This is a genomic window from Chitinophaga sp. 22308 (assembly GCF_052045305.1).
GTDB lineage: Bacteria > Bacteroidota > Bacteroidia > Chitinophagales > Chitinophagaceae > Chitinophaga > Chitinophaga varians_A.
This window is the reverse complement of record NZ_JBQEOP010000001.1, coordinates 1398770-1421914: the sequence shown is the minus strand read 5'-3', so window position 1 is coordinate 1421914 and position 23145 is coordinate 1398770. Positions and strand designations below refer to the sequence as shown.

The 23145-nt window shown below is 49.6% G+C and carries 18 protein-coding genes; 11 read left to right on the top strand and 7 right to left on the bottom strand.

Translation table 11 applies throughout. The features are described from left to right. Positions 1–258: 258 nt before the first annotated feature. Entirely contained in the window at positions 259–864 is a 606-nt protein-coding gene (locus ACTJJS_RS06045) for a hypothetical protein (protein ID WP_440662858.1), read from the top strand. 5 nt (positions 865–869) lie between these two features. Here the strand turns inward: ACTJJS_RS06045 and ACTJJS_RS06040 are convergent, their stop codons facing one another. Next, complete coding sequence (locus ACTJJS_RS06040) at positions 870–1235, bottom strand: winged helix-turn-helix transcriptional regulator (protein WP_440662857.1); 366 nt, start codon at positions 1233–1235, stop codon at positions 870–872. 81 nt (positions 1236–1316) lie between these two features. Between ACTJJS_RS06040 and ACTJJS_RS06035 the strand changes: the two genes are divergently transcribed. The 3 genes from ACTJJS_RS06035 (at position 1317) to ACTJJS_RS06025 (ending at position 4763) form a co-directional block, all read left to right on the top strand. Further along, on the top strand, positions 1317–1793 hold the full coding sequence (locus ACTJJS_RS06035; RefSeq protein WP_440662856.1) for a group II truncated hemoglobin: 477 nt from the start codon (positions 1317–1319) through the stop codon (positions 1791–1793). Between the two features lie 78 nt (positions 1794–1871). Then, a complete protein-coding gene (locus ACTJJS_RS06030) occupies positions 1872–3404 on the top strand; it encodes a sulfatase family protein (protein WP_440662855.1) in 1533 nt (510 codons plus the stop codon). A gap of 75 nt (positions 3405–3479) precedes the next feature. Beyond that, positions 3480–4763, top strand: a complete 1284-nt coding sequence (locus ACTJJS_RS06025) for a hypothetical protein (protein ID WP_440662854.1) — start codon at positions 3480–3482, stop codon at positions 4761–4763. Here ACTJJS_RS06025 and ACTJJS_RS06020 read toward each other — a convergent pair. Continuing rightward, complete coding sequence (locus ACTJJS_RS06020; protein ID WP_440662853.1) at positions 4760–5164, bottom strand: Hpt domain-containing protein; 405 nt, start codon at positions 5162–5164, stop codon at positions 4760–4762. The genes ACTJJS_RS06025 and ACTJJS_RS06020 overlap by 4 nt on opposite strands. A 161-nt stretch (positions 5165–5325) precedes the next feature. Between ACTJJS_RS06020 and ACTJJS_RS06015 the strand changes: the two genes are divergently transcribed. Continuing rightward, a complete protein-coding gene (locus ACTJJS_RS06015; protein WP_168868858.1) occupies positions 5326–7167 on the top strand; it encodes an ABC transporter ATP-binding protein in 1842 nt (613 codons plus the stop codon). Positions 7168–7349: 182 nt separating this feature from the next. On the opposite strand, the gene ACTJJS_RS06010 is transcribed toward ACTJJS_RS06015, so the two are convergent. The 3 genes from ACTJJS_RS06010 to ACTJJS_RS06000 all read right to left on the bottom strand — a co-directional run bounded on the left by ACTJJS_RS06010 (position 7350) and on the right by ACTJJS_RS06000 (position 10751). Then, positions 7350–8132, bottom strand: coding sequence for a glycosyltransferase (locus ACTJJS_RS06010; protein WP_168871432.1), 783 nt, complete (start codon positions 8130–8132; stop codon positions 7350–7352). A gap of 515 nt (positions 8133–8647) precedes the next feature. Beyond that, entirely contained in the window at positions 8648–10081 is a 1434-nt protein-coding gene (locus ACTJJS_RS06005) for a DNA/RNA non-specific endonuclease (protein ID WP_440662852.1), read from the bottom strand. Between the two features lie 253 nt (positions 10082–10334). Continuing rightward, complete coding sequence (locus ACTJJS_RS06000; RefSeq protein ID WP_440662851.1) at positions 10335–10751, bottom strand: hypothetical protein; 417 nt, start codon at positions 10749–10751, stop codon at positions 10335–10337. Positions 10752–10945: 194 nt separating this feature from the next. On the opposite strand from ACTJJS_RS06000, the gene ACTJJS_RS05995 reads away from it, so the two are divergent. Then, positions 10946–12448: a succinate CoA transferase gene (locus ACTJJS_RS05995; protein WP_440662850.1), complete on the top strand. Its 1503-nt coding sequence runs from the start codon at positions 10946–10948 to the stop codon at positions 12446–12448. A 72-nt stretch (positions 12449–12520) separates the two neighbouring features. Here the strand turns inward: ACTJJS_RS05995 and ACTJJS_RS05990 are convergent, their stop codons facing one another. Then, positions 12521–16138: a gliding motility-associated C-terminal domain-containing protein gene (locus tag ACTJJS_RS05990; protein ID WP_440662849.1), complete on the bottom strand. Its 3618-nt coding sequence runs from the start codon at positions 16136–16138 to the stop codon at positions 12521–12523. Positions 16139–16294: 156 nt separating this feature from the next. Here ACTJJS_RS05990 and ACTJJS_RS05985 point away from each other — a divergent pair, with 156 nt between their 5' ends. The 5 genes from ACTJJS_RS05985 (at position 16295) to ACTJJS_RS05965 (ending at position 21839) form a co-directional block, all read left to right on the top strand. After that, positions 16295–17533 carry a multidrug effflux MFS transporter gene (locus tag ACTJJS_RS05985; protein WP_440662848.1) on the top strand — a complete coding sequence of 413 codons (1239 nt, stop codon included), beginning with the start codon at positions 16295–16297 and terminating at the stop codon, positions 17531–17533. A gap of 362 nt (positions 17534–17895) precedes the next feature. Beyond that, complete coding sequence (locus tag ACTJJS_RS05980; protein ID WP_440662847.1) at positions 17896–18903, top strand: hypothetical protein; 1008 nt, start codon at positions 17896–17898, stop codon at positions 18901–18903. Positions 18904–18999: 96 nt separating this feature from the next. Further along, positions 19000–20067, top strand: a complete 1068-nt coding sequence (locus ACTJJS_RS05975; RefSeq protein WP_440662846.1) for a serine hydrolase domain-containing protein — start codon at positions 19000–19002, stop codon at positions 20065–20067. 32 nt (positions 20068–20099) lie between these two features. Next, complete coding sequence (locus ACTJJS_RS05970; protein ID WP_440662845.1) at positions 20100–20486, top strand: TfoX/Sxy family protein; 387 nt, start codon at positions 20100–20102, stop codon at positions 20484–20486. Positions 20487–20603: 117 nt separating this feature from the next. Then, a complete protein-coding gene (locus ACTJJS_RS05965) occupies positions 20604–21839 on the top strand; it encodes a cation:proton antiporter (protein ID WP_440662844.1) in 1236 nt (411 codons plus the stop codon). A gap of 88 nt (positions 21840–21927) precedes the next feature. On the opposite strand, the gene ACTJJS_RS05960 is transcribed toward ACTJJS_RS05965, so the two are convergent. After that, a complete protein-coding gene (locus ACTJJS_RS05960) occupies positions 21928–22998 on the bottom strand; it encodes a hypothetical protein (protein WP_440662843.1) in 1071 nt (356 codons plus the stop codon). Between the last annotated feature and the right edge of the window lie 147 nt (positions 22999–23145).

Here is a 23145-nt window from a genome sequence, read left to right as displayed (position 1 = left end):
CGGCACGGGCTACAGCCCCGTGTAACAGCAACGGTTATACGACACAGTATTTTATTTCGGATAATGGCTATCGCAGCCCACTGGTTGATACGGTTAATGGCATCTCTGGCATAACGTGGAATTTTATCATGCAGTAATACGAAAGGTAAATTAGGGCAAATATCCCGGGCAACTATCCTGTCCCATGCTGAGACGGTTAAAAGCAACATACGGAGGCATAATTGTTGAAGCATTTCCCGTGTAACAATCTGTAGAATTATGCATCCGTCATTAGCAGCAAGCGGCCTCATTCCGGAGCAGCGTCAGGGAGGGCAGTCCAATACCAGCTACAGCCGGCATACGGCCAACCATGAGGCGTCCGTTGCATTATATGAAGCGGCACGGCGCAGATTGCTCGATGTAAACCAGTGGCAGCTGCTCACCGGTCCCCTCGGTGCCAGCTTCCAGCTCGTGAATGCAAACGGGGAAGCAGTGGACCGTTTTGCCCATCAGGGAGATTATATCCGTATTAACCTCCCCGGACCGGGCAACCGTACCGGACAGGGTTTCGACTGGGTACAGGTAGAGCAGATCAGCAGCCAGGGTGATGCCTATACCGGCATACGCGTACGTCCGTTACCGTTGCCCCACGGTGCAGACAGGGAAACAGCGCATTTCTTTAAACGCTACGCCACCAGTTCCTTTATTGTAGAGAAAAACGGACTGACAGTAAAAGCCAGTGTATATGGCAGAAATGAAATTCCCAATACAGGAGTCCGGGGATTGCTTGACAAAATCAGGAATTTATTTATCAGCATAGGCGCCATCCTGGGCCTGTCGAAAGCCCAGTGGGGTGGCCTGGTGAGAGGCATCATCGAAGGTTAAATGTCCTATTTATACAAATGCTGGTCCTGGATATAATCCACCCCGTGTTTCTTCAGGTACCCTACTCCCCATCCACTCATAAATTCGTATAGTGGTGCGAGTGATCTGCCTTCTTCTGACAAAGTGTAATGAACGCGGTAAGGTTTGTGCGATACAATGTTTTTTGTCACCAGTAAATCCCTTTCCAGTTCTTTCAGCTGCTGGCTAAGCATTTTTTCCGATATCCCCGGCAGGTTCTCCCGCAATTTGGCATAGCTGCTCTGCTCCTGCCAGTGCAGGTGTGACAATATCAGCAATTTCCATTTGCCGCCAATGAAACCGAGGGTAACGTCCACCGGACAGGTATATGTTTTATCGTTGAGTGTGATCATGGCTCCCTACTTTTTGGTAAGCTATTGCTCCTGATACGCCGCTTGCATACATTTGAAAGCAATTTTCACTAAATTAACAAGATGACAAACGATAAAAAAATTCCCACCTTATATGAATGGGCCGGTGGAATGCCTGTGTTTGAAAAGCTGACAGGCATTTTCTACAAAAAAGTGCTGAAAGACCCGCTGCTGGGACCCGTTTTCAAACACATGAGCCCGGAACACCAGCAGCATGTGGCCCATTTTATGGCGGAAGTATTGGGCGGCCCCAAAACATACAGTGACAGCGAAGGTTCCCATTATCACATGGTACACAAACATCTGGGCAAACATCTCACCGAACAACACCGTAAAAGATGGGTGGAGCTGCTGCTGGAAACAGCTGATGAGCTGGGCCTGCCGGCAGATCCGGAATTCCGCTCCGCCTTCGTGGGTTACCTCGAATGGGGCACCCGCATCGCGGTGATCAATTCACAGGAAGACAAACTGGAAATGGACAAGGAACAACCCATGCCAAAATGGGGATGGGGAGAGACAGGCGGACCGTATATACCCTGATCATCTCAAATTAATTACCTGGCTGACCAAATAATAGATATCTTTATCTGCCACCATTCCTTTTTAAGCAGAACAGATATGAAAACAATGAAACGCCTCTCCTGGCTGTTGCTGGCATTTGTTAGCCAGGCAGGCTTCAGCCAGCAGCAACCACAGAAGCAACCGAACATCATCTTTATCTTCTCAGATGACCACGCCTACCAGGCTATCAGCGCTTATGGCAGCAAACTGGCACAAACGCCCAACATTGACCGCATTGCCCACCAGGGAGTGCTGTTCCGCAACGCGCTGGTGACCAACTCCATCTGCGGCCCCAGCAGGGCCACCCTGCTGACAGGCAAGTACAGCCACATCAACGGCTATACGCTGAATGAAAAGAAATTTAACGTCGGTCAGCAACTGTTCCCGAAACTGCTGCAACAAAATGGCTACCAGACAGCATGGATTGGCAAATGGCACCTCGGCAACCTGCCGGAGGGATTTGACTTCTGGCGTATCCTTAATAATCAGGGACAATATTATAATCCGGACTTCATCGGTCCCCGGGATACTACCCGCGTGGAAGGTTATGTGACCAATCTGATTACCCAATTCTCCGTTGACTGGCTCAATCACCGCGACACGTCCAAACCCTTCTTCCTGGTAGTAGGCGAAAAAGCCACACACCGCGAATGGCTGCCCGATATCCAGGACCTCGGCGCATATGATGACAAAACATTTCCGCTGCCGGCCACTTTCCGCGACAACTACAAAAATCGCATAGCCGCGCAGAACCAGGACATGACCATCGACAAGACCATGCGCCTGAAAGAAGACCTGAAAGTACATGTCAACTACGAAAAAGGTATCTATGGCCGGTTTACGCCAGCACAAAAAGAAGCGTTCAAAGCATACTACGAAGGAAAAGTCAGCAAAGAATTCGACGAGAAAAAACTGAGCGGCGATGCACTCGTGGAATGGAAATACCAGCGTTACCTGAAAGACTATCTCTCTACCGCCCGCTCGCTCGACCGCAACATCGGCGCGCTGCTCGATTACCTGGATAAAAACGGCCTCGCAGAAAACACCGTCGTTATCTACGCATCTGATCAGGGCTTCTATATGGGCGAACACGGTTGGTTCGACAAACGTTTTATGTATGAAGAATCCCTTCGCACACCATTTATCATCAAATATCCCGGTGTTACAAAACCAGGCACCACGGTGAATCAGCTGATGCTGAACATCGACTGGGCACCTACCATCCTGCAGATGGCCGGCGTACCGGTACCGGCAGACATACAGGGAACTTCCTTCCTGCCATTGCTGGAACAAAACCCCAACAAAGCGGCATGGAGAAAAGCAGCTTATTATCACTACTACGAGTTCCCCGAACCACACCATGTATATCCTCACTTTGGTGTGCGCACTGAACAATATACACTGGTACGCTTCTACGGGGCCGGCGACAGCTGGGAACTGTATGACCTGAAGAAAGACCCGCAACAGGTGAATAACATCTATGGCAACAAAGGCACGGAAAAAATTACCGCCGGCCTCAAGGCCACACTGAAAAAACTGATCCTTCAATACAACGACCAGGAAGCATTGAAAATACTGGAGTCTCACTGATCCTCCCACCTGTCACGTAAAGTATATGCCTTTGCGTGACAGGTCCCTCCATGGAAAAAACCGTATCTTCGGCCCATGAAGAATCCCCCTGCCTGGCAGTTTAACATCGTTGACCAAAAACGAGGCATCTGGAGTTTTGCAGCAACCATGCTGGCCTTCTTCAGCACTGTAGTACCCGGCCTCCTGCTTGACCTGAATATTGGCATCATCATCACCGCCATGCTGGTCGTCGTGTTTACCGTTCTCTTTCTTACCCTGAGATGGACATGGAGAAAAGAAGCCCTCACGCTGTTTCCCGACCGTATTGAGTCCGCCCTGTATGGCACCATCTATTTCACCGATATCCGTAAAATATCCCGGCCCTGGGGAGCCATGAGCCCCGCCATCAGGCTCCGGCTAAAAGACAGGCGTGTTTCCTGGAGCATGGTCCGCAGCAATCGCGCGCTGGTACAAAACACGCCGGAAGAAGTGATGGTCTTTGAAGACTTCCTGCAGCAGCTGGAAACAGCGATGAACAAGCAGGGCCCTCAACACGTCAGGCCTCAGTTCAAAACCGATGATACCAATCCCCATGTAACACCGGCCGAACAGTTAAGTCAAATCAACCGTTCCCGCAATAACAACGCCGGCCTCATCATAGGCGCTACCATTGTCATAGTAATACTAATGGGCGTAGGCACCTGTGTCACCCGTTCACGGACACCGGATTTTAAACGCATGAAAGCCGCTTCAGAAGAGCGTTTCTACAGGGGTAAACAAAAGGTGGAAGAGCTGGTGGCCCAACGAATAGAGAAAGAAGGAGGAGCTTTCCTTTATACTAACGATCACGCAGCAACGATCAAATTGTTCCCGTATATCAATACAGACAATCCGCTGAATATTGAGCTGTTTCAGTATACCGGGGCCAACAAAGATATTGATGCCATCCTCGCTAACCCCGACTCTGTGCAACTGGACATCTATGTTATCAGTGGGGATTCCGCTGTTCGCAGGATGAGGCCCGGCACTTCCGCCCGGCAGTTTTTTTTCCGTGCCTATGATCCCAAACAACGGATACGCCCGGCCAATGTACTGCCCGATGATACTACAGGCCAGGAAAACTATCCTGTGCTGGATATCAGCTGGCGGGTACCGCTACAGGACACCACCAATATGCAGTATGCCATGGACCGGAGTATTCCCGGCATGGACCTCATGCTTGCCCAGGTAAGGCTGCGACCCACCTTTTACCTGTATATGACGGGCAAAGTGAACCAAGGCATGAACGAACCGGCTTTCAGGGAGGCTATCATTACGCTGAATAAGCTGTTGCACCGCAACCATGTAGACACCAGTACGTTTGTTATCCGCCGGATTTAAGGCTCCCGCGATTGCAGGAAGGCCCGGAGCCTTTCAAACTCCAGCCGCACCGGCTGCATCGCCTGCCGGATATCGGTGCTGATTTCCCCGAAAAGCTGTGCTATCGTATCGGGACTGCCAGCCATACTGCAACATTCCAGTCGCTCCGAAGTGGACTGGACGCCCGTAAGCCCTACAATACCGGTAAAAGCCCTCAGCTGGTGCGCATAATATTTGACCTGCTCCCGGTTGTTCTCTGCAATTGCATTGCCCAGTTGTGTTATCCGGGCACCGATCTCTGAAAGGAACCCCTCAAACATATCAAAAGCGTACGAAGGCTGATGCTGGTAAAGTCTTTGCAGATACGCGACATCCAACGCCTGATGGCGGAATTCAAAAGAAATGGCGGGTGCTTTTTTCATAAGGGGTATTTTGGGGGAAGATGACTACTATAAAGATACCTATTTGCCCTTAAATTCTTTGTCAATTCCGGGCAAAACCCTTAATTTTGCCCGCTGTGAGAGAAGCCGCATCAGCTTTGCTTTGATGCGGCTTTCTTTATAGATAGTTATTATACAGTGATATGAAGACATACTTCCGACTCTTAGCTTTTGCCAAACCTATTAACAAATTCGCTATTCCCTATATACTCTGTACGCTGCTGTCGATTATCTTCAGCACCCTGAACCTGGCGCTGCTGGCTCCACTGCTGGCTACCATTTTCAGTAACGTAAAAGAGGTCCCGGCAAAACCTCAAAACTGGTTCGATATCTTCGCGGTTTTTAACTACTACACGGCCTTTGTTTTTAACAAGTATGGCGCGATACAAACACTCCGTTTCGTATGTGGCTGTATTGTGGCGTCTGTATTACTGGGCAACCTGTTCCGGTACTTTGCAGACAAAATCATGGAAAGCCTGCGTATCCATACCCTCCTGAACCTGAGAAAGGCTGTTTTCAACAACGTCATGGACCTCCACCTGGGATATTTCAGCAATGAACGCAAAGGGGACATCATCTCTAAAATCGCCAGCGACGTTCAGACCGTACAGTATACAGTGACCGGCACCCTGCAGGTGATCTTCAAAGAACCGGTGGCCCTGCTGTTTTACCTGGTAATGTTGTTTATCATCTCCTACAAATTGACGCTGGCCTCCATGCTGATCATACCTGTAGCGGGCTTTCTCATTTCCAGGATCGTTAAAAAGCTGAAACAGCATGCAGAGGAAGCCCATCGTACCTACGGCCTGATGATCAGCTACCTGGACGAAGCCCTCCATGGCATCCGCATCATTAAAGCCTTCAACGCAGTGAAATTCACCACCGACCGTTTCAATAACGAAAATGTCCGCTACTCTAAAATTGGACGCGCCATGGCCAGCAGGCAACAACTGGCCTCGCCGGTGTCTGAAACGCTGGGCGTAATGATGGTGGCCGGTATCGTATTGTATGGCGGCACCCTCGTACTGTCCAACCAGGGTGATCTCAGCGCGGCGGCCTTTATCGCCTATATTGCCCTGTTCTCCCAGGTGATGAGACCCGCCAAGGCCATCTCCACTTCCTTCAGCAACATTCACTCCGGCGTGGCCGCCGGTGAAAGGGTACTGGAACTGATCGATGAGAAACCAGCCATCGTGGATGCCCCCGATGCAACTGTCATCACCGGCTTTGAAAAAGATATTGAATTCAGAAATGTGTCTTTTGCCTACGGCGAAAAAACCATTCTCAAAAATATTAACCTGATCGTACCAAAAGGCAAGACAGTTGCACTGGTAGGTCCTTCCGGCGGCGGTAAGTCCACCATGATGGACCTTATCCCTCGTTTTATAGAGCCGCAGTCCGGTAGTATCCTTATCGATGGCCGTCCGCTGCAAAGCGTGACCATGGAGTCTTTACGCGCGCAATTGGGCCTGGTCAACCAGGAGTCGATTCTTTTCAACGACAGCATCTTCAATAATATCGCTTTCGGCAAGCCTGATGCTTCACCTGAAGCAGTGGAGGCAGCTGCCCGTATCGCCAATGCCCACGATTTTATTATGGGCACGGCCGAAGGTTATCAGACCAATATCGGCGATAAAGGCTCCAAACTTTCCGGTGGCCAAAGGCAACGTATCTGTATCGCCCGTGCTGTACTGAACAATCCGCCAGTCATGCTGCTGGACGAAGCCACTTCCGCCCTTGATACAGAGTCTGAAAAAATGGTGCAGGATGCGCTTAATAACCTCATGAAGCACCGTACTTCCCTTGTTATTGCCCACCGCCTCAGTACCATTCAGAATGCCGACCTCATCGTTGTGCTGGAAGACGGACAGATCGTGGAGCAGGGCTCACACCTCGATCTGATCGCCAGCAATGGCCTCTATAAGAAACTCATCGATATGCAGACTTTCGCCTCTGGTAAGGAAGATGCAGTAACAGAAGCGTAAATAGATTAAAAACATTTACATATTAATATGACCATATATATTATGGCTATTACCAAAAAGGCGCTATCAATATGATAGCGCCTTTTTCATTTGAGGGAAATAAAAAAGGGGCTTGCTAAAGAAAAGCAAGCCCCTTAAGTATATTAACCTGTGGACAATCGTAGATGTCCCGAATGATAATGTTAGTGATGATAACCGTTAGTACAATAGGTGATCCCTTTTTTTAACGTGTCCAGGTAAACCCTGTAGTTAACGTTCTCATGCACCCGGTCATTGAGAGGATGGTGCAGATGATAACAAACCGCTTTCATCTTTACCTTTTTCTGGCTCAGGCCAGAGTTAATAAACCGTGCGGCCAGTTCGATATCCTCATGGCCCCACCCTTTTAGTTCATTATTATAGCCATTCACACGCAGAAAGTCCTTCTTCCAATAGGCGCAGTTAGCACCGATAAAATTATTGGAACGTTTGCTTTTCTTAATCAGTAACGGCGCGAGGAGCGGAATACGAACACCGTTAAACCGGTTCTTTATACCACGGCCAAATATCGTCACATTGCCGAATTCACCGGAGCGCAGAAAATAACGGGTTTTGTCTTCCGGCAGCAATACGCGGCTGCCACGGATATAATACCCTTCTTCCGCTTCATTGATATGGTCCCTGATAAAGTTCTCATTCAGTACAATATCACCGTCTATCTGTATAATATAGTCAGATTCTGTACCGGAGATAGCCTGGTTGATGATGATGGTTTTTCGGAACCCGTCGTCCGGATGCCAAAAATGTTTTACCGGAATAGTAGTACTCCGCTTGAACGTTTCAATGACATACCTGGTAGTGTCGCCTGATCCGTCATCTGCGATGATTACCTCATTCGGCAAAACAGTTTGCCTCAGCACACTTTCAAGAACGAGCTTTAACGCTTCTGGCCAATTGTAGGTCGTAATTAATAAGGCCACGGACATCCTATCACCCATATAATCTGAACTTATATAATTTTTATTATTTTTTAACGCTGTTTTTCGTCGAGCACCAGCTGATACCTGTCTGGTATAACGCCTGTCTTCTTACGTTTATTACAGCTGCACTCTCCCCCTGCCTATGGCATTAGAAGCAATGGGTGCTGCAATCAGTGAAAAGTGTAGGTCTTTGTCAGTTTCAAACTATGCTCGTTATCTCACCAATCATTCTCTATTGTTAGCTAACGAATTAAGGTCTTCAAATGTTACACATACATAAATACAAAAGGTTAAAATTCTTCAATAAAGTAAAATACTAGTATGGCCAGGTGACAATTAGCGTATTTTTTACCTTTATATTTTACTCTGTTAAAGCGATAAAAACATTATCCCGCTAAAAATATGTCAATTTTATGCAATTTATAATTAATTATTACAATGTCCAATATTTTTTTATGCCGTTCCTTTTACCTGTTTTCCGTTAGCGGGATTTTAACCCTGCAACATTCATGCTAACCTCATTATTCACCGGTATCTATCTTCTTCACCAACTCCTGCCGCACCGCCGCCGGCACATTGGACAATAGTCTGTAACCAGTAGCTTTTTCAATCTCTTCCACAGAAGTTAGGTATGCAGACCACTTAGTGTTCACCTCATTATCATTAGGCGTATTAACGGCAATCACACGCGTCTGCCGGGACACCCGCTTCAGGTCATTATTACCCTCCGGCAACACCACGATCACCTTCCAAATCCGTGCAGGCACATTCACCCGGCTGCCGGCAATTCTTCTCGACATGCCCTTGCTACCGGCACCACCACTGCCATAACTGCCCATGATCACATATACCTCGTTGCCGTCTTTCACCAGCGAACGGGTGTACCCCTCCAAATTGGACCATAAATGCTGGTTGTGATTAGGCGCCTGAGGAATCATGTTCGTCATCAGGAAAGTAGCCTCATTGGCATCCCGCGAAGCGGTCCGGTCGCCCGAAGGACAGTTATGCCCCCGGTCAAACCCACTGCCACTATAGCTGAACTGCGTCACCTGGAACCAGCCCTGCGGAATATCCGCATCAGGCCTGAAATCATTGCCTCTGGCCATACGCCCCAGATCACTGGCAGAGACATGCCAGCTTACCCAGTTAGGTGTACCATTATCGCGGTTGTAGGACAAGGTATAGTAACCTTTATCCATCAGGTAGTTGTTGGGCATCACCACGGCAGGCGTGGCATTGCTGGGATTGCCCAGCAAAAGGTTGTCATCATCTCCACCTACGGCCCCTTCCCCTTTCTCCGGCTTCACCACCGGCGCTTCTTTGCCGCCTGCGCTTACCCGGATGGCGTCTATATTAAGACGGCTCCCGCTTTTGTCCGTTTTCCGTATCCGGAAACGGATAGTGGACGAGGTGGTAGCGGTGAAACTAACTGTCTGCAAACTATTGGAGCTCACCTCCACGGTATTGCCTACTTTGGTAAAACGCTGTCCACGGTTCACGGATGCCCATAATTCCCAGGCGCCTTCTTTGTCCTTGCCATACAACGCATACTTCATGCTAACCGTTACAGTGCCATTCACCACGATATCAAAATCCATAGTGGCCATCCCGTTATCACGGATACGCAACGCCTGCGCGCCCGTTTTATGGTCTTCATCCAGACTGCCGGTCACGGCATCTTTGAACTCCCAGCTGCCGCTGGACAGCTCCACGCTTTCTGAATTGTAATTGGTCTTGTTGCCTTTTTCGAAATCTTCCTGTAACAGGTATTTGTTGGTCTTCTTTTTAGCATGCGATTTCGAGGCAGTCTTCCGTGGAGGTTCTTTTTCCTTTCTTCCGGCTATCTTCCGGGAGCAGGTAGTCACAGCAAAAGTGACAAGTATAAGTATAACGGCTACGGCTAAACTATTATTCGTTTTTTTCTTCTTCGGTGTCTTCTTCTTTGGCTTTGGCATAGGGCCGCGAAGATAATAAAGAAGATGTTTCTCGCAAAGGCGCCAAACGGCAAAGAAGGTAAAGATTTTTTCAAGATAAATAGCTCGCAAACGTGCCAGACAGCAAAGAGCACTGTGTTTATGTTTTAAATAAAAAAACAAAGGAGCAAATATCAGATTTGACATTCGCTCCTTTGCTTTTTTTGCTCACTGACATCATTCTTTGTATGCTTTGTTCCCTGGTGCCTTTGCGAGGCCCCTTTACGGAAAGAAACTAGAAAAACAATTGCGACAACACGTTGGTCGCATCATTGGTTTTCGGCTTTAGCCCCAGGAATTTGGTGTACTGGGCCGCTGTCAGCAACAATTTGAGTTTGGAGAAAAGACCGCCTTGCAGGCCGGCAAACTTGGAAGCATAAGACGCAGGATTGCTCTGCTGCAGGGGAAGAATGCCCGCTTTCTGCTTCAGGAAACCTGTCACCAGGTCGGTCACTTTCGGTTTCTGTACTTCCGTCAGCCCCAGGGCCGGCGTGAGCTTCGACAGAATACTGCTGGCTACTCCGCTGTAATTGGCTAAAGGATTCTGTACACTCCCGGCCGTCTTTTTTGCCTGGTCCAATATACTCTGCGCCTGCACGGAGGCTGCAGTAAAAAAGCAAACACATAACAAAGAGAGGAAAACTTTTTTCATGTTGCAGGATGGTTTATGTAATGGAAATGAAAGTGACAGTCTACACACTATAAATATAACGATAAAAACAGTGCCCCGGATTGGCCGGAACAAATAAAAGTTTGTCCCGGATGCACCAACCAGCCACCTGAAACCGTCCTAATATTGTACCCGCAATCAGCAAGCTACATTTGCCTTTGCCACATTCCTGCACCATGTACGAAGAACGCATCAAGAGAAGAGACTTACTACAGAAGATCACCAGCGCCGAACAAGCTGCCACGTTGTTTAAAGACCGGATGATCGTGGCCTCCAGCGGTTTTACCAAAGCGGGAGATAGCAAAGCGGTATTAAAGGCACTGGCATCAACAGCTCCTGCTAAACCTCTCAGAATAACGCTGCTCACAGGCGCCTCACTGGGTCACGACACAGACGGGGCCCTGGCTGAAGCAGGCATACTGCACAAACGAATGCCGTTCCAGGTAGATCCTGCCTTACGCAAAAAAATCAACAACGGTGAAGTTCTCTTTATTGACCAGCACCTCGGTGAAAGCGCCTCCTTTGTGGAAGAGAAAATCATTCCCCGCGTAGACATCGCCGTCATCGAAGCATTGCTGATAGAGGAAGACGGCAGTATCGTACCCACAACTTCTGTCGGCAACTCCGCGGCGTTTGCCGCTGCGGCAGACAAGATCATCATTGAAATAAACCTTTCGGTGCCCCTTTCCCTGTACGGGGTACATGATATTTTCTCTGCCGGCATATGGCCTGACAAACAAATCATTCCTATCACCCATGCCGGCGCCCGCGTAGGGCGGCAGTCCATCCCGGTTGACCCGGAGAAAATTGTGGCGGTAGTACTGACCACCACCACCGACAGCCCGGCATCTATCAATGAAAGGGATGAAAAAACCACCGCCATCGCCGGCCATCTGCTGGAGTTCTTTTCGCATGAAATCAGCAAAGGCAGGCTGCCACAGTCACTCCGGCCATTACAGTCGGGTATCGGCAAAGTAGCTAATGCGGTCATGGAAGGCTTTATGGATGGCAATTTCCATCATCTCACCATGTACTCAGAAGTGATACAGGACAGCGCTTTTAACCTGATTGACGCAGGTAAACTGGAAGTAGCGTCCGCCTCTTCCATTACGGTGTCCCAGGCTTGCTACAACAGGGTTTTCAACAATTTCGACAAATACAAACCGCATATTGTCCTGCGGCCACAGGACATCAGCAATGCCGCGGAGGTCATCCGCCGGCTGGGCGTCATCAGCATCAATACGGCCATTGAATGCGACATCTACGGTAATGTCAATTCCACCCACATTGGCGGCACCGCCATGATGAACGGGATCGGCGGCTCCAATGATTTCGCACGCAACGCATACCTGAGCATATTTGTAACACAGTCATCTTCCAAAGCCGGCGGCATTTCGCACATTGTTCCAATGGCTTCCCATATAGACAATACTGAACATGATGTAGATATTATAGTGACAGAGAACGGTCTGGCCGATTTACGGGGACTAGCCCCCCGGGAACGGGCAGGACTGATCATATCCAAATGCGCGCATGCCAGCTACAAGGACGAACTGAACAACTATTTTTCCAATGCCTGCAGCCATGGAGGCCACACCCCTCACCTGCTGCAGGAGGCACTTAGCTGGCATAGCCGCTTTAACGAAAACGGGACCATGCTTAGAACTGTTCATGTATAGTGTGTGTGAAAGGATGAAAAAAACCGGCTCTTCACTGGGAGCCGGTTTTTCTTTTTATAAGCTGTTCAACTGTTACCGTATAAGCGTCACCGTTCCTTTTATCAGTTTGACAGTACCATCTATATATTCCACTGTCGCGAAATACACATAGGTGCCCATATCAGCTTTCTTTCCATTTACCAGCCCGTTCCAGCCATAGCTCCGGTCGTTGGCAGGCGTATTCACCGCTTCAAATACCTTGTTGCCCGAGCGGTTAAACACCGACAGGTTACGCACCTGGCGGATATCCCAGCTGCCAATTACATAGAAATAATCATTCTGCCCATCGCCATTGGGAGAAAAAGCATTTGGCATGCTGATGCCTGCATTGACGAAAGTCTGTATCTGCACACTGGCCGTATCGGTACACCAGTAGTCGTTGGTGGCCGTTACCACATAACGCATGGAGGAAGTGGCGGCCGCCACCGGATAAGGACAGGTTGCGCAGGACAGCCCCGATTGCGGCTCCCAGGCATAGGACGAAGCCGGTCCACCGGTAACGGTTGTACGCAACGGCACGTTGGCTGGCCTCGGCAGTGATATCAATGCCGGCGCAGCGCTAACGGAGAAGGCCTCATAATCTACCGCGCTCCGGTTGTTGGTATAGTCCGTCTCCGCCCATACAAATCCGCCTTTGTCATTTACCACAGCCACCACCTCTGCAGTACCAGGCGCACTGAGCACATGGGTAAACTCCCGGCAGTCACCTTCTTTGGCCACCGGCGTATAAAACAACGGTTGTAGCAACGTGGTGCGTTCGTTACCGGGATCGCCGTTATAAAATGATACCGGTATTTTTTGGAAGATGGTATCGTAGCCATTGGCTACACATACTTTAAACTTCACGAGAATATGCTGGTTGTCGTAACAATGCGCCGATAACAAGTTGACGGTAAGGTCCGGCGGCACCAGGTGCACATATTCCTCTCCTGTCAATACACAGCCGTAGCGGTTCGTCAACTTCAATCCTATCCGGCTGCTGTCCAGCATCTGAACAGATGGCGCCGGACAAATACCACAGTCCATCGTATAGGCATCACTGTTGTCCCACCGGATCGTGACCGGATCAAAGCCTTTCACCTCATAATAAAAATGAAACGGCGCTTTACGGAATACCGTGGTGTCTTTCGGCAATACCGTCAGCACAGGTGCTACATAATTGGCTGTATAATTATTATTGGTATAATCTGCTTCATTCAGCCCCGTGGCCGGCGGAAATGGCTGACGGTCTTTGTTTACCACGGCCACTACCTGTCCGGTGGTGGTATTTCGAAGGTATTGCCCATAAGTGCCACAAACGCCAACAGAAGACAGCGGCGTCAGAAAGGTATTGCCCAGCCTTATGGCAGCAGGATCAGCAGGAAGACGGTCATAAAAATCTACCTGGAGGCCGATAGGTATATCGCCTTTAGCATATGCATTACACAAGGAGAACGCCACATGCAGGCTGTCACCAGCGGAACAATCCACTTTGTCCAGTTTTATCGTATAGTCGTCTACCGGAGGGATGTGTATGGTGGCCATCGTATCTGCAAAGCAGGCGTATTGTGTATAGCCCCGCACTTTCACGGTAGTGATGGTATCTTTGCGGTAAGGCGCGGTAAACGTAGCATTGATGCAGGTAGTGCAGTCCAGGTAAGGCGACGGGTCCCAGGTGGCGCTGGTCAGGGTACCTCCTTTGGCCGTGGGCTTCAGCACCAGTTGTTGCTGTGGCGTCAGGGTATAGTCGCCCGGTGCAAGCGACACATGAAACCGGAAGCCTTTCTTAAAGCTGACATTATTGGTGTAATCGCTTTCTGTTACGCCTGTATTGGGAAATACCAATGGAAAAACAGTCCCGTTGTCATTCATCACGGTCACCAGCGTATCGATGCCTTCGCGGCCGGCGTCCACAATGGTGGTGTAGAGTACCGACACACATTTACCGGGCAGGTCTGCGGGCAGCAGGAATGGTGTTCCCAACCGCTTGCCCTTTCCCAGCCGCGGATCATCGTCATAAAAAGAGACAGGGGTATTTTTAGGGATGGTCTGATATCCTTTGTTTTCAAAGTAAAGCTTTACCCGCAGCTTGTTCTGCTGGTAACACTCCACCCCGGACACGTACACCACGCCATCGGCGGTAGGATCGTCCACTACAATGGTAACGGGATTGGTAGTGTCTTCGCAATGCCCGTCAGTAGCGTATAGCCGTACCTTATAATTAGCGGGCGTGTTAAATATATAGTCCAGCTGTTCATTAGTGCTCACTACTGTTTCGGCCATTCCTTTATCGTTGCTGATCAGCCATTTCCAGGAGGTGGCGTTGCGGGAGCGGTTGGTAAATACCACATGGTCTGTCTGTATGCCGAGTTTGGAGGCGATCTTGCGTTTATCCGGATAGAAGCGGGCCACCACGCCGCAGCTTACCGCCATGGCATCGGTGGTGGAAGCATGACAGCCGGTTACGTTGTCGGTTACACGCAATTCCAGCTGATAGGTTTTCTTTACTGTCACGGGCAGTGCCAGGGTAACGCCTGTCCCGGCCGGCGCGCCGTCTACCAGCCATTGTACCGACTGCCCCGCTGTAATGGTGGCGGTAAAAGTGACCACATCCCCGACCACCGGATAAGCGATGTCACGGCTGAAAGCGGCGGTGACGGCACTTGCACAGGGATCGTTGCAAACGGTGCTGGCCTGCATCAGCGGCAGGGCGGCGGCGATAAAGTTACGCATGCGGGTGGTCTGGCCGGCGGTGAAGCCGAGCACGCAGCCGGTGCCCTGGCCATAGTCCATGAAATTGTCCGGCAGGTCAGGCACATCAACCGTGAAACCGGACAGCGTATCGGTGCTACAGGAGTTTTGAGGGGCGCTGCAGGCATAACCGCCGGTGATGGTCCTTTCCGGCGGGGTGTCGCAAACCATATCGCCGTCAGTGAGACAGTCATCATTTTTACAATCGCGGGCGGCAAAGGTATGCAGCAGGCTGAGGTAGTGCCCCATTTCGTGGGCCAGTACACCTATGCCCAGTCCGGCCACCACAATATCGCCGCCGGCGCTGGCATATCCGCCCATGGTGAGGCGGCTCCAGTTGCCGCAGCTGAAGTCCTGCATATAGTCGGAGCGGATAGTGGACACCACCCATATATTGATATAACGGGTACGGTCCCACGCTCCCATGTCCGTTACTTCCCCTCCTTCCATGTCCACATCAAAATCGTTCAGGTAGGTATAGGTACGAACGATGCCGCTGGTGCGACCGCCATCGGGTGCCGTTTTAGCGAGGCAGAACCGTATTTTGGTATCAGTGCGGCCGCCGGTAAAAGCGCCGGTGGCGCCGTAAGCGTCATTCAGCTGCTGGAGGGCGTTGGCCACGTCCAGGTCCGTATAGGCGTTGAGGTTTTCGTTGAGTATATGCACCACCACTGGCAGGGTGATGATGGCGGGATCGGCCGCAGGCGCTCCGGGCACCGTCACATAGTGACGTTGCAGCAAGGCCTGGTTAATGGCCTGTTCCCGTGCCAGGAACGAAGGGTTCCGGCGCCATTGCTGTAGTAAAACGTCTGTGCCACAGGGACGTACCGTGGCAGGCATTCCTTCCTGGGCATAGATCATAATGGGGACCAGCAGCAGCCATAACACTGCTACCAGGTTTTTCAATGTGGTAGTGCTCATCTAGACAATAATAGGACGCGCAAATATATATTAATTTATTATAATCAATAGTTATCATTTCCCTCTATAGGGTCATCAATATTATCATTCTGCAAAAGAGCAACAGGAATAAAATGGTTGTTCTACTTTTACGGCTTGATACTAAACCAACAGACTGTGACACAAGAACATACCCGATCCGGCTATTTTTTCCTGATATTGATACTTGGCTCTTTGACGGCTTTAGCGCCGTTTTCCATAGACATGTACCTGCCGAGCTTTCCTGCGATCGCTAAAGATTTTGGCGTAGAGCAGGCCCGCGTGGGACTGTCCCTCTCCAGTTTTTTCATCGGCATTTCAGCCGGGCAGCTGCTGTATGGGCCATTGCTGGACCGTTTTGGGCGTAAAGTACCGCTCATACTTGGATTATTGGTATACATCGCTGCCTCGCTGGGCTGCGTATATTCGGCCACGTTAAACAGCCTGGTCATACTTCGTTTTATCCAGGCGCTGGGCAGCTGTGCCGCCACTGTGGCTTCCGTGGCCATGGTCCGCGACCTGTTCCCGGTAAAGGAAAACGCGAAAGTGTTTGCCCTGCTGATGCTGGTAGTAGGCGCCTCCCCCATGCTGGCGCCCACAATTGGTGGTTACGTGGCCGCCGCTTTCCACTGGCATGCCGTATTTATTGTATTAGGCGGTATAGGCCTGCTGTTACTGCTGGCCACCATCTGGTGGTTACCGGAAAGCTACCGGCCGGATACCACGCTATCGCTCAAACCGGGGCCCATCATTCAGAGCTTCTGGACGGTGGCCACTACGCCACAGTTTTATACCTACGCTTTTACCGGCGCCATCGCTTTCTCCGGACTGTTTGCCTATGTGTCCGGTTCTCCGCAGGTCTTTATGGACGCCTACCACCTCGATGGCAAGACCTACGGCTGGATTTTCGCCGGACTGTCCGTTGGTTTCATTGGTTGCAGCCAGGTCAACAGCCTCCTGCTGAAAAGATATGAAAGCCGGCAGATAGTGCCCGTAGCACTTACCTTGCAGGGTATCATCGCGGTGGTGATGGCTGTCAGCGCCTGGAACGACTGGCTCGGTCTCACCAGCCTGCTGGTGTTGTTGTTTTTATTCCTTTGTTGTATGGGCTTCATCAATCCCAATACAGCAGCGCTCTGCCTGGCGCCGTTCACGAAAAACGCCGGTACCGCTTCTGCCCTGATGGGTGCGCTGCAAATGGGCGTTGGCGCGTTGGCCGCCACCGTAGTGAGCCTGTATAACACTCATAATGCCGTTCCCCTCGCTGTTACCATGTGTGGTACGTCTCTTCTCGCGGCAGTCGTGCTGTTTATAGGCCGCCGGCAGATCAAAACCACCGTTGCCGCCGAAAAAGGCAGCGCCGTTTTGTCCCACTAGAAAAAATCAATAAAAAAAGTCCGTCTCCCTGCACGCAGGGAGATGGACATACGCTTGCTTTCCCCGATCTTTGCTCTAAGAAAAAACTGTAGTCGTCGTTGAATCTGCCCGCGGAGAAAAAAATTTCTCCGGACGAAAGAAAGATATTAATTTATCAACATATTTAAAGACTGGATAAATAGTCTTCTATTTTGTTTGAAAAAAACCCAAATTTGACATAGTACTTTTCTGCGTGATACCCTGTTTTAAATAATGACATAAATAGAGTATCTCAGGCACAAAATAACCATGACATTTTAACTGACCTATTCCTGTCAAATAAGGATTATGTATTGACATTCAGTTTTAATCGTATAAGTTTTATGGATGACCAAAATACCATCAAACCCACGCCCGAACGCAAAATACTTCTGATAGAACGCGATGACCAGTATTTTACCCCTTTGGAGCTGATCCCGGACGATTTCAACGATACCGTGATTCCCTTTGCCCGTCAGTATTTCAAGCAGGACGCGGATTGCGATATGTTCTGCCAGAATATCAAAGTAAGGGATTTTTCCATCTGGCACCACGAAGTGCTGGCCAAAAGAAACATTCTGCTCACGCCCTATTCGCCGCGGCATATCCTGGCCCTTCACTTCAACCAGGCCGATGCTGTGGTGGCCAATATTCACGGGAGAGGCGACTTTAACATGATAGGGCGTCAGATCTGCCTGTTTAACCTGCCGGAGCAAATGCACACCGTTCCCGTTATTCCTGGGATACAGATCAGCAGCTTTCATATCAACATTATACCTGGTTGCATGGGCGCACTTGTACGGGAATTCCCGGAACTCAAAGGCCTGCTGCGCAAAAGAATCAGCGACCAGAGCGAACCGCTCAATCAGCGTGACTGTACCACCAATATCGCTATCCAGCAGTTGCTGGACATTATCAAGGAATGCCGACTGATTGAAGATCAGGCTGAATGCCTCCTGCGCCGCTGCTGCGTGGCTATCTTCAGCAACTACCTCTGCCAGGACGCCACCCCGGAAAATATCCAGCGCCCGGTAGATGATGCCACACTGGTACGTGTCTTTCAATACCTGAAAGATAATGTAGAACTGGAATCGCCCCTGATGCACACCGCCTTTCTGTTTAACCTGCCCAGCGCAGTACTGGCTGGCGCATTTGAAAACATGTTCTACATTCCCCTGGAAGATTTTGCATTCCAGCAGAAAATGCTGAGAGCTTATCATCTCCTAGTATATAAAAATATCACCCTCGCTGAAATCGCTCACAGCATTGGCCTGCCAGACGAGGAGGTATTCACGATAGCATTTATCAACTATTTCCATTGCGATCCGCTGTACATACGGAACGCCCAATGACCATGTCCTATTCATATATCCGCAGTCGCCTGATTTTTTTCAGGCGACGAGCGGTATTTCCCCCCGTTTTCCCGTCCTTTGCACAAATCTTTTTTCATGCGTGCATTCCTGTCAGCATCATTTCTGATGCTGCTCTTTGTTACTTCCGCCGCCCAGTCGCTTCATTCCTTCGCTGATAGTCTCCGGCAAGCCCATCGTATCCCGGCACTCGGTTATGCTGTCGTATCATCAGATACCATTTTCGATATTGACATGACAGGCTTCTGTAAAATCAATTCTGACATTCCGGCCACCATAGATCATCAGTTCCGTATTGGCTCCAACACCAAAGCCATCACCTGCATGATCGCGGCCATGCTGGTGCAACAACACCTGCTCTCCTGGGACACCCCCTTCTTTACACGCTTCCCTGACTGGAAAGCCGGCAGTAATAAGGCATATCATCACCTCACCCTCCAACAGCTGTTAACCTTCCGAAATAACCTTGCGCACTATACGTATACTCATCCTCATCCCCGCCCGGAGGAAATTACCGGCAGTGAAGCCAGCCAGCGCCAGCAATTTGCGCGCTGGCTGCTACAACAGCCACCCGTCGCTGACACAGGTCTTAACCTCACCAACAGTGGCTACGCCCTCGCCGGTCTCATGCTGGAAAAAGCCAGCGGCAAAAGCTATCCTCAGTTGCTGGAGGCACTAGGTCTACAATTACATATCCGGTTTGGCCTTGGCAGTCCTAACGTTAGCGACACTACGCAACCATGGGGCCACGATGCACAAGGCCGTCCTGAAGCACCGGCCTATAATCCCAGGCTTAACTGGCTGCAGGTGGCCGGCAACATCCACGTCAGCCTGCGGGACTATAGCCGGTTTATACAGGAACAACTGCGCGGCCTCGCTGGGAAATCTCCACTGCTTCCAGCCAGTATTTTCCGGCAATTACATTTTGGCCTCCCAGGCTTTGCCTATGGCTGGTTCACAGACATCAACGCTAACGCGCACCCCATATCGTACAACAGCGGTACACCAGGCACTTTCGTCACCACAGTGAAAGTGATCCCTGCTGTCAACCGCGCTTATATTGTTTTCACCAACATACAACAGGAAAACACCGCGAAAATTGCCAACATGCTCCTGCATGCGCTCGAAACGAAATATGGATATTAACCTGTATCTTTAATACACACAAAACCTCTCCCATGGCTTTTGATGAAAAAATGGCCGATCGCGTCAGAGAACTGATCGCACCTGCGTCGGCCAACATTGAAGAAAAGAAAATGTTTGGCGGTCTCTGTTTTATGGTCGATGATAAAATGTGCGTAGGCGTAAAAGCCGACAACATCATGCTGCGCATTGACCCGGCGCTGACAGACGCCGCGCTGGAGGAAGAAAGTTGCACGCCCATGGTGCATGGTGGCAAAATAATGCCGGGGTTTGTATACGTGGACAACTCCGCCCTACGCACGAAAAAGCAACTGGAACACTGGGTAAACAGGGCTTTGGCATATAACAAAGTAGCTACTCCGTCCAAAAAGAAAACTGCTGCCACACCGAAAAAGAAAGCTGCAGCCGCTAAAAAAAAGTAATTGTTCATGGCCGCCGGTAGGCCGGTTTACAAATGTTTTTCTATCTTTAGCGCCCCCTATAGTGATAGCATTATCATTTTTAAATCTGTATTCTTTAACTGGCATTATCTGGAAGCTATGAACACTTTTACAATTATTACGGCTTTAATCACTATCAGTGCGCTGATTTCGTACATCAACAACCGGTTTATCAAACTCCCCGGCACCATAGGCGTGATCGTGGTTTCGCTGTTGTTGTCCCTGCTGATTTTGTTTACCGGTAAAATTTTCCCCGACGCCTACGCGTTTATCAAAGACCTCACCAGCAGTATTGACTTTACACAAACACTGCTGGATATTATGTTAGGCTTCCTCCTGTTTGCGAGCGCCCTGCAATTCGACTTTCAGAAACTGAAAGAACAACGTTACCCGGTGCTGATACTCAGTACCGTCGGGGTAATCGGCTCTACCTTTATCTTCGGTTATCTGCTGTATTGGGCCACAGGCCTGCTGCATATTGAACTGCCGCTGCTTTACTGCCTGCTGTTTGGCGCGCTCATTTCACCTACCGATCCGGTGGCCGTAATGTCTGTACTGAAAAAATCAAAAGTGCCTTCTTCGCTGGAAACCATTATCGGTGGAGAATCCCTCCTGAATGACGGTACCGGTATCCTGCTCTTCGTTATCCTGAAGGAACTGGCTGCCAGCTCCGACGCGCATGTTTCTTTTTCACATACGGTCGCTCTGTTTTCACAGGAAGTGTTCGGCGGCATCCTGTTAGGCGTTATCTCCGGCCTGGTAGCTTATCGCACCATGAAACGGGTGGACGACTTCCAGATCATCGTCATGGTGTCATTATCCATGGTAATGGTGATATCCGTACTGGGCGCCATGTTGCACGTGTCTATTCCGCTGGCAGCAGTTTCTGCCGGCCTTATCCTTGGCAATACCTCCCTGGGCACCAAACAATCAGAAGACATGCAACGCTACTTTCATAACGTATGGCATTTGATAGATGAACTGCTCAATACCATTCTCTTTGTGATGATCGGGCTACAAATTGTACTGATGCCTTTCCTTAAAAATTACTGGCTGACAGGCCTCTTCGCAGTACTCTTCGTACTGGTGGCCAGGGCAATGAGTATCTATATCCCGTCACTACTACTGAAACGTTCATTGAAAACAACCTATAAAGGCATTACGATACTGGTATGGGCCGGACTTCGTGGGGGCATCTCCGTGGCACTCGCCATGTCACTCCCTGAATCGCCCTACAAGGAAATTATCCTCTCGGGAAGTTATTTCGTGGTACTGTTCTCTATCATTATACAAGGGCTTACCCTGAAACGGGTGGTCAACAGAATGATCGCTTAAACGGTTATACACAAAAAGAAGAGGACGTCTCAGTTTAGTTTGAGACGTCCTCTTCTTTTTGTGCACAGTGTATAACCTGCACGGGTAATTACTTCCCCTCCCTGCTTTCCAGCTCCTGAATTCTTTTTTCCATTTTGATCATGTGTAAGGTCATCTCTTCTATTTTCTGCAGCAGCAGTTTATTCATTTCACCTACGTCCACCCCCTTTTCAGCAACTTCTTTTTCGGAAGGAATATCAGGCAGACGTTTGTTGACTTTGATGAAGGCTTCTGTTTCCTGTAAAGAAGGGAGTTTATAATCATCATGAAAAACAAAATCGGCCCAGGTACCTTGTGCCACCTTTATTCTACGGGCACCCAGCGAGCCTTCCACGACCATTCTGAAACCAGTCACCGGCTCCGTCCCTATGCCCATTTCCCCGTTTTCGTTCATAATTAACCGGTAATTGGGGACTTTGCTGGCGTCCTCCACATCGGTCGTAAAGAGATAGAGTTTATTGCCTACGCCACCCAGGCCAATCTTTGTTGTGCCTGCATCGAAAGCTATTGCCTGTCCTGCTGGCAGCCGGAGGGGCTTTCCCCAGTTGTAGGCTGTCCAGCTAACACTACCAAACAAATACAATGAACCTGTCGACTTACCCTGGCTGTTTACATAACTATCCACGGAAGTCTTAAACGTATGGGGAGGTTCATTCAGTATCGTCAACGGCAGGGGATTCGCTACGCCATCGAATACAGCAGGCGCCTCTATCGCATAACGGGATGTATAGGAGTAAGACGTACTTCCCCTCAGCCAGATAATGATTTCATTCGTGTTATTACCGCCGGTAGCATCTCTCCAGCCAGCGATAAATTCATGGTCAGACCCACCCTGGTGAATATCCGCTTCAATAAAATCAGACCGGTTTCCCCAGTTGGTAACATGATAACGAAATTTCGCCAGCATAGAACCTCTCCAGGGACCATCGCGGTGGACATCCGCCCTTCCTATTTCCAATTCTGAAGCAGTATTGGTAAACCAGCCGTTGTCTTTCCATACAACCGGATAAAACTTGTCAAGGTCGCCACCTACAACAAAAGTGCCCGATGTTTGCGCCGATGCTGTGGCAGCAACCACCAACAAAAAAGACCATAATAAAGCAAGGGAAAAATATTTCATAGATATCTAAGGTTTTAAAAAATGCGGGATGGGTATAACAATTTTATGACTACAGTTACAATATGGTTCGCAATATAATAAACTTTGCATCTGAAACAAACCGGAAGGTATTTGTTGCCGCCTGGTACAGAAATTAAACAGCAGGTG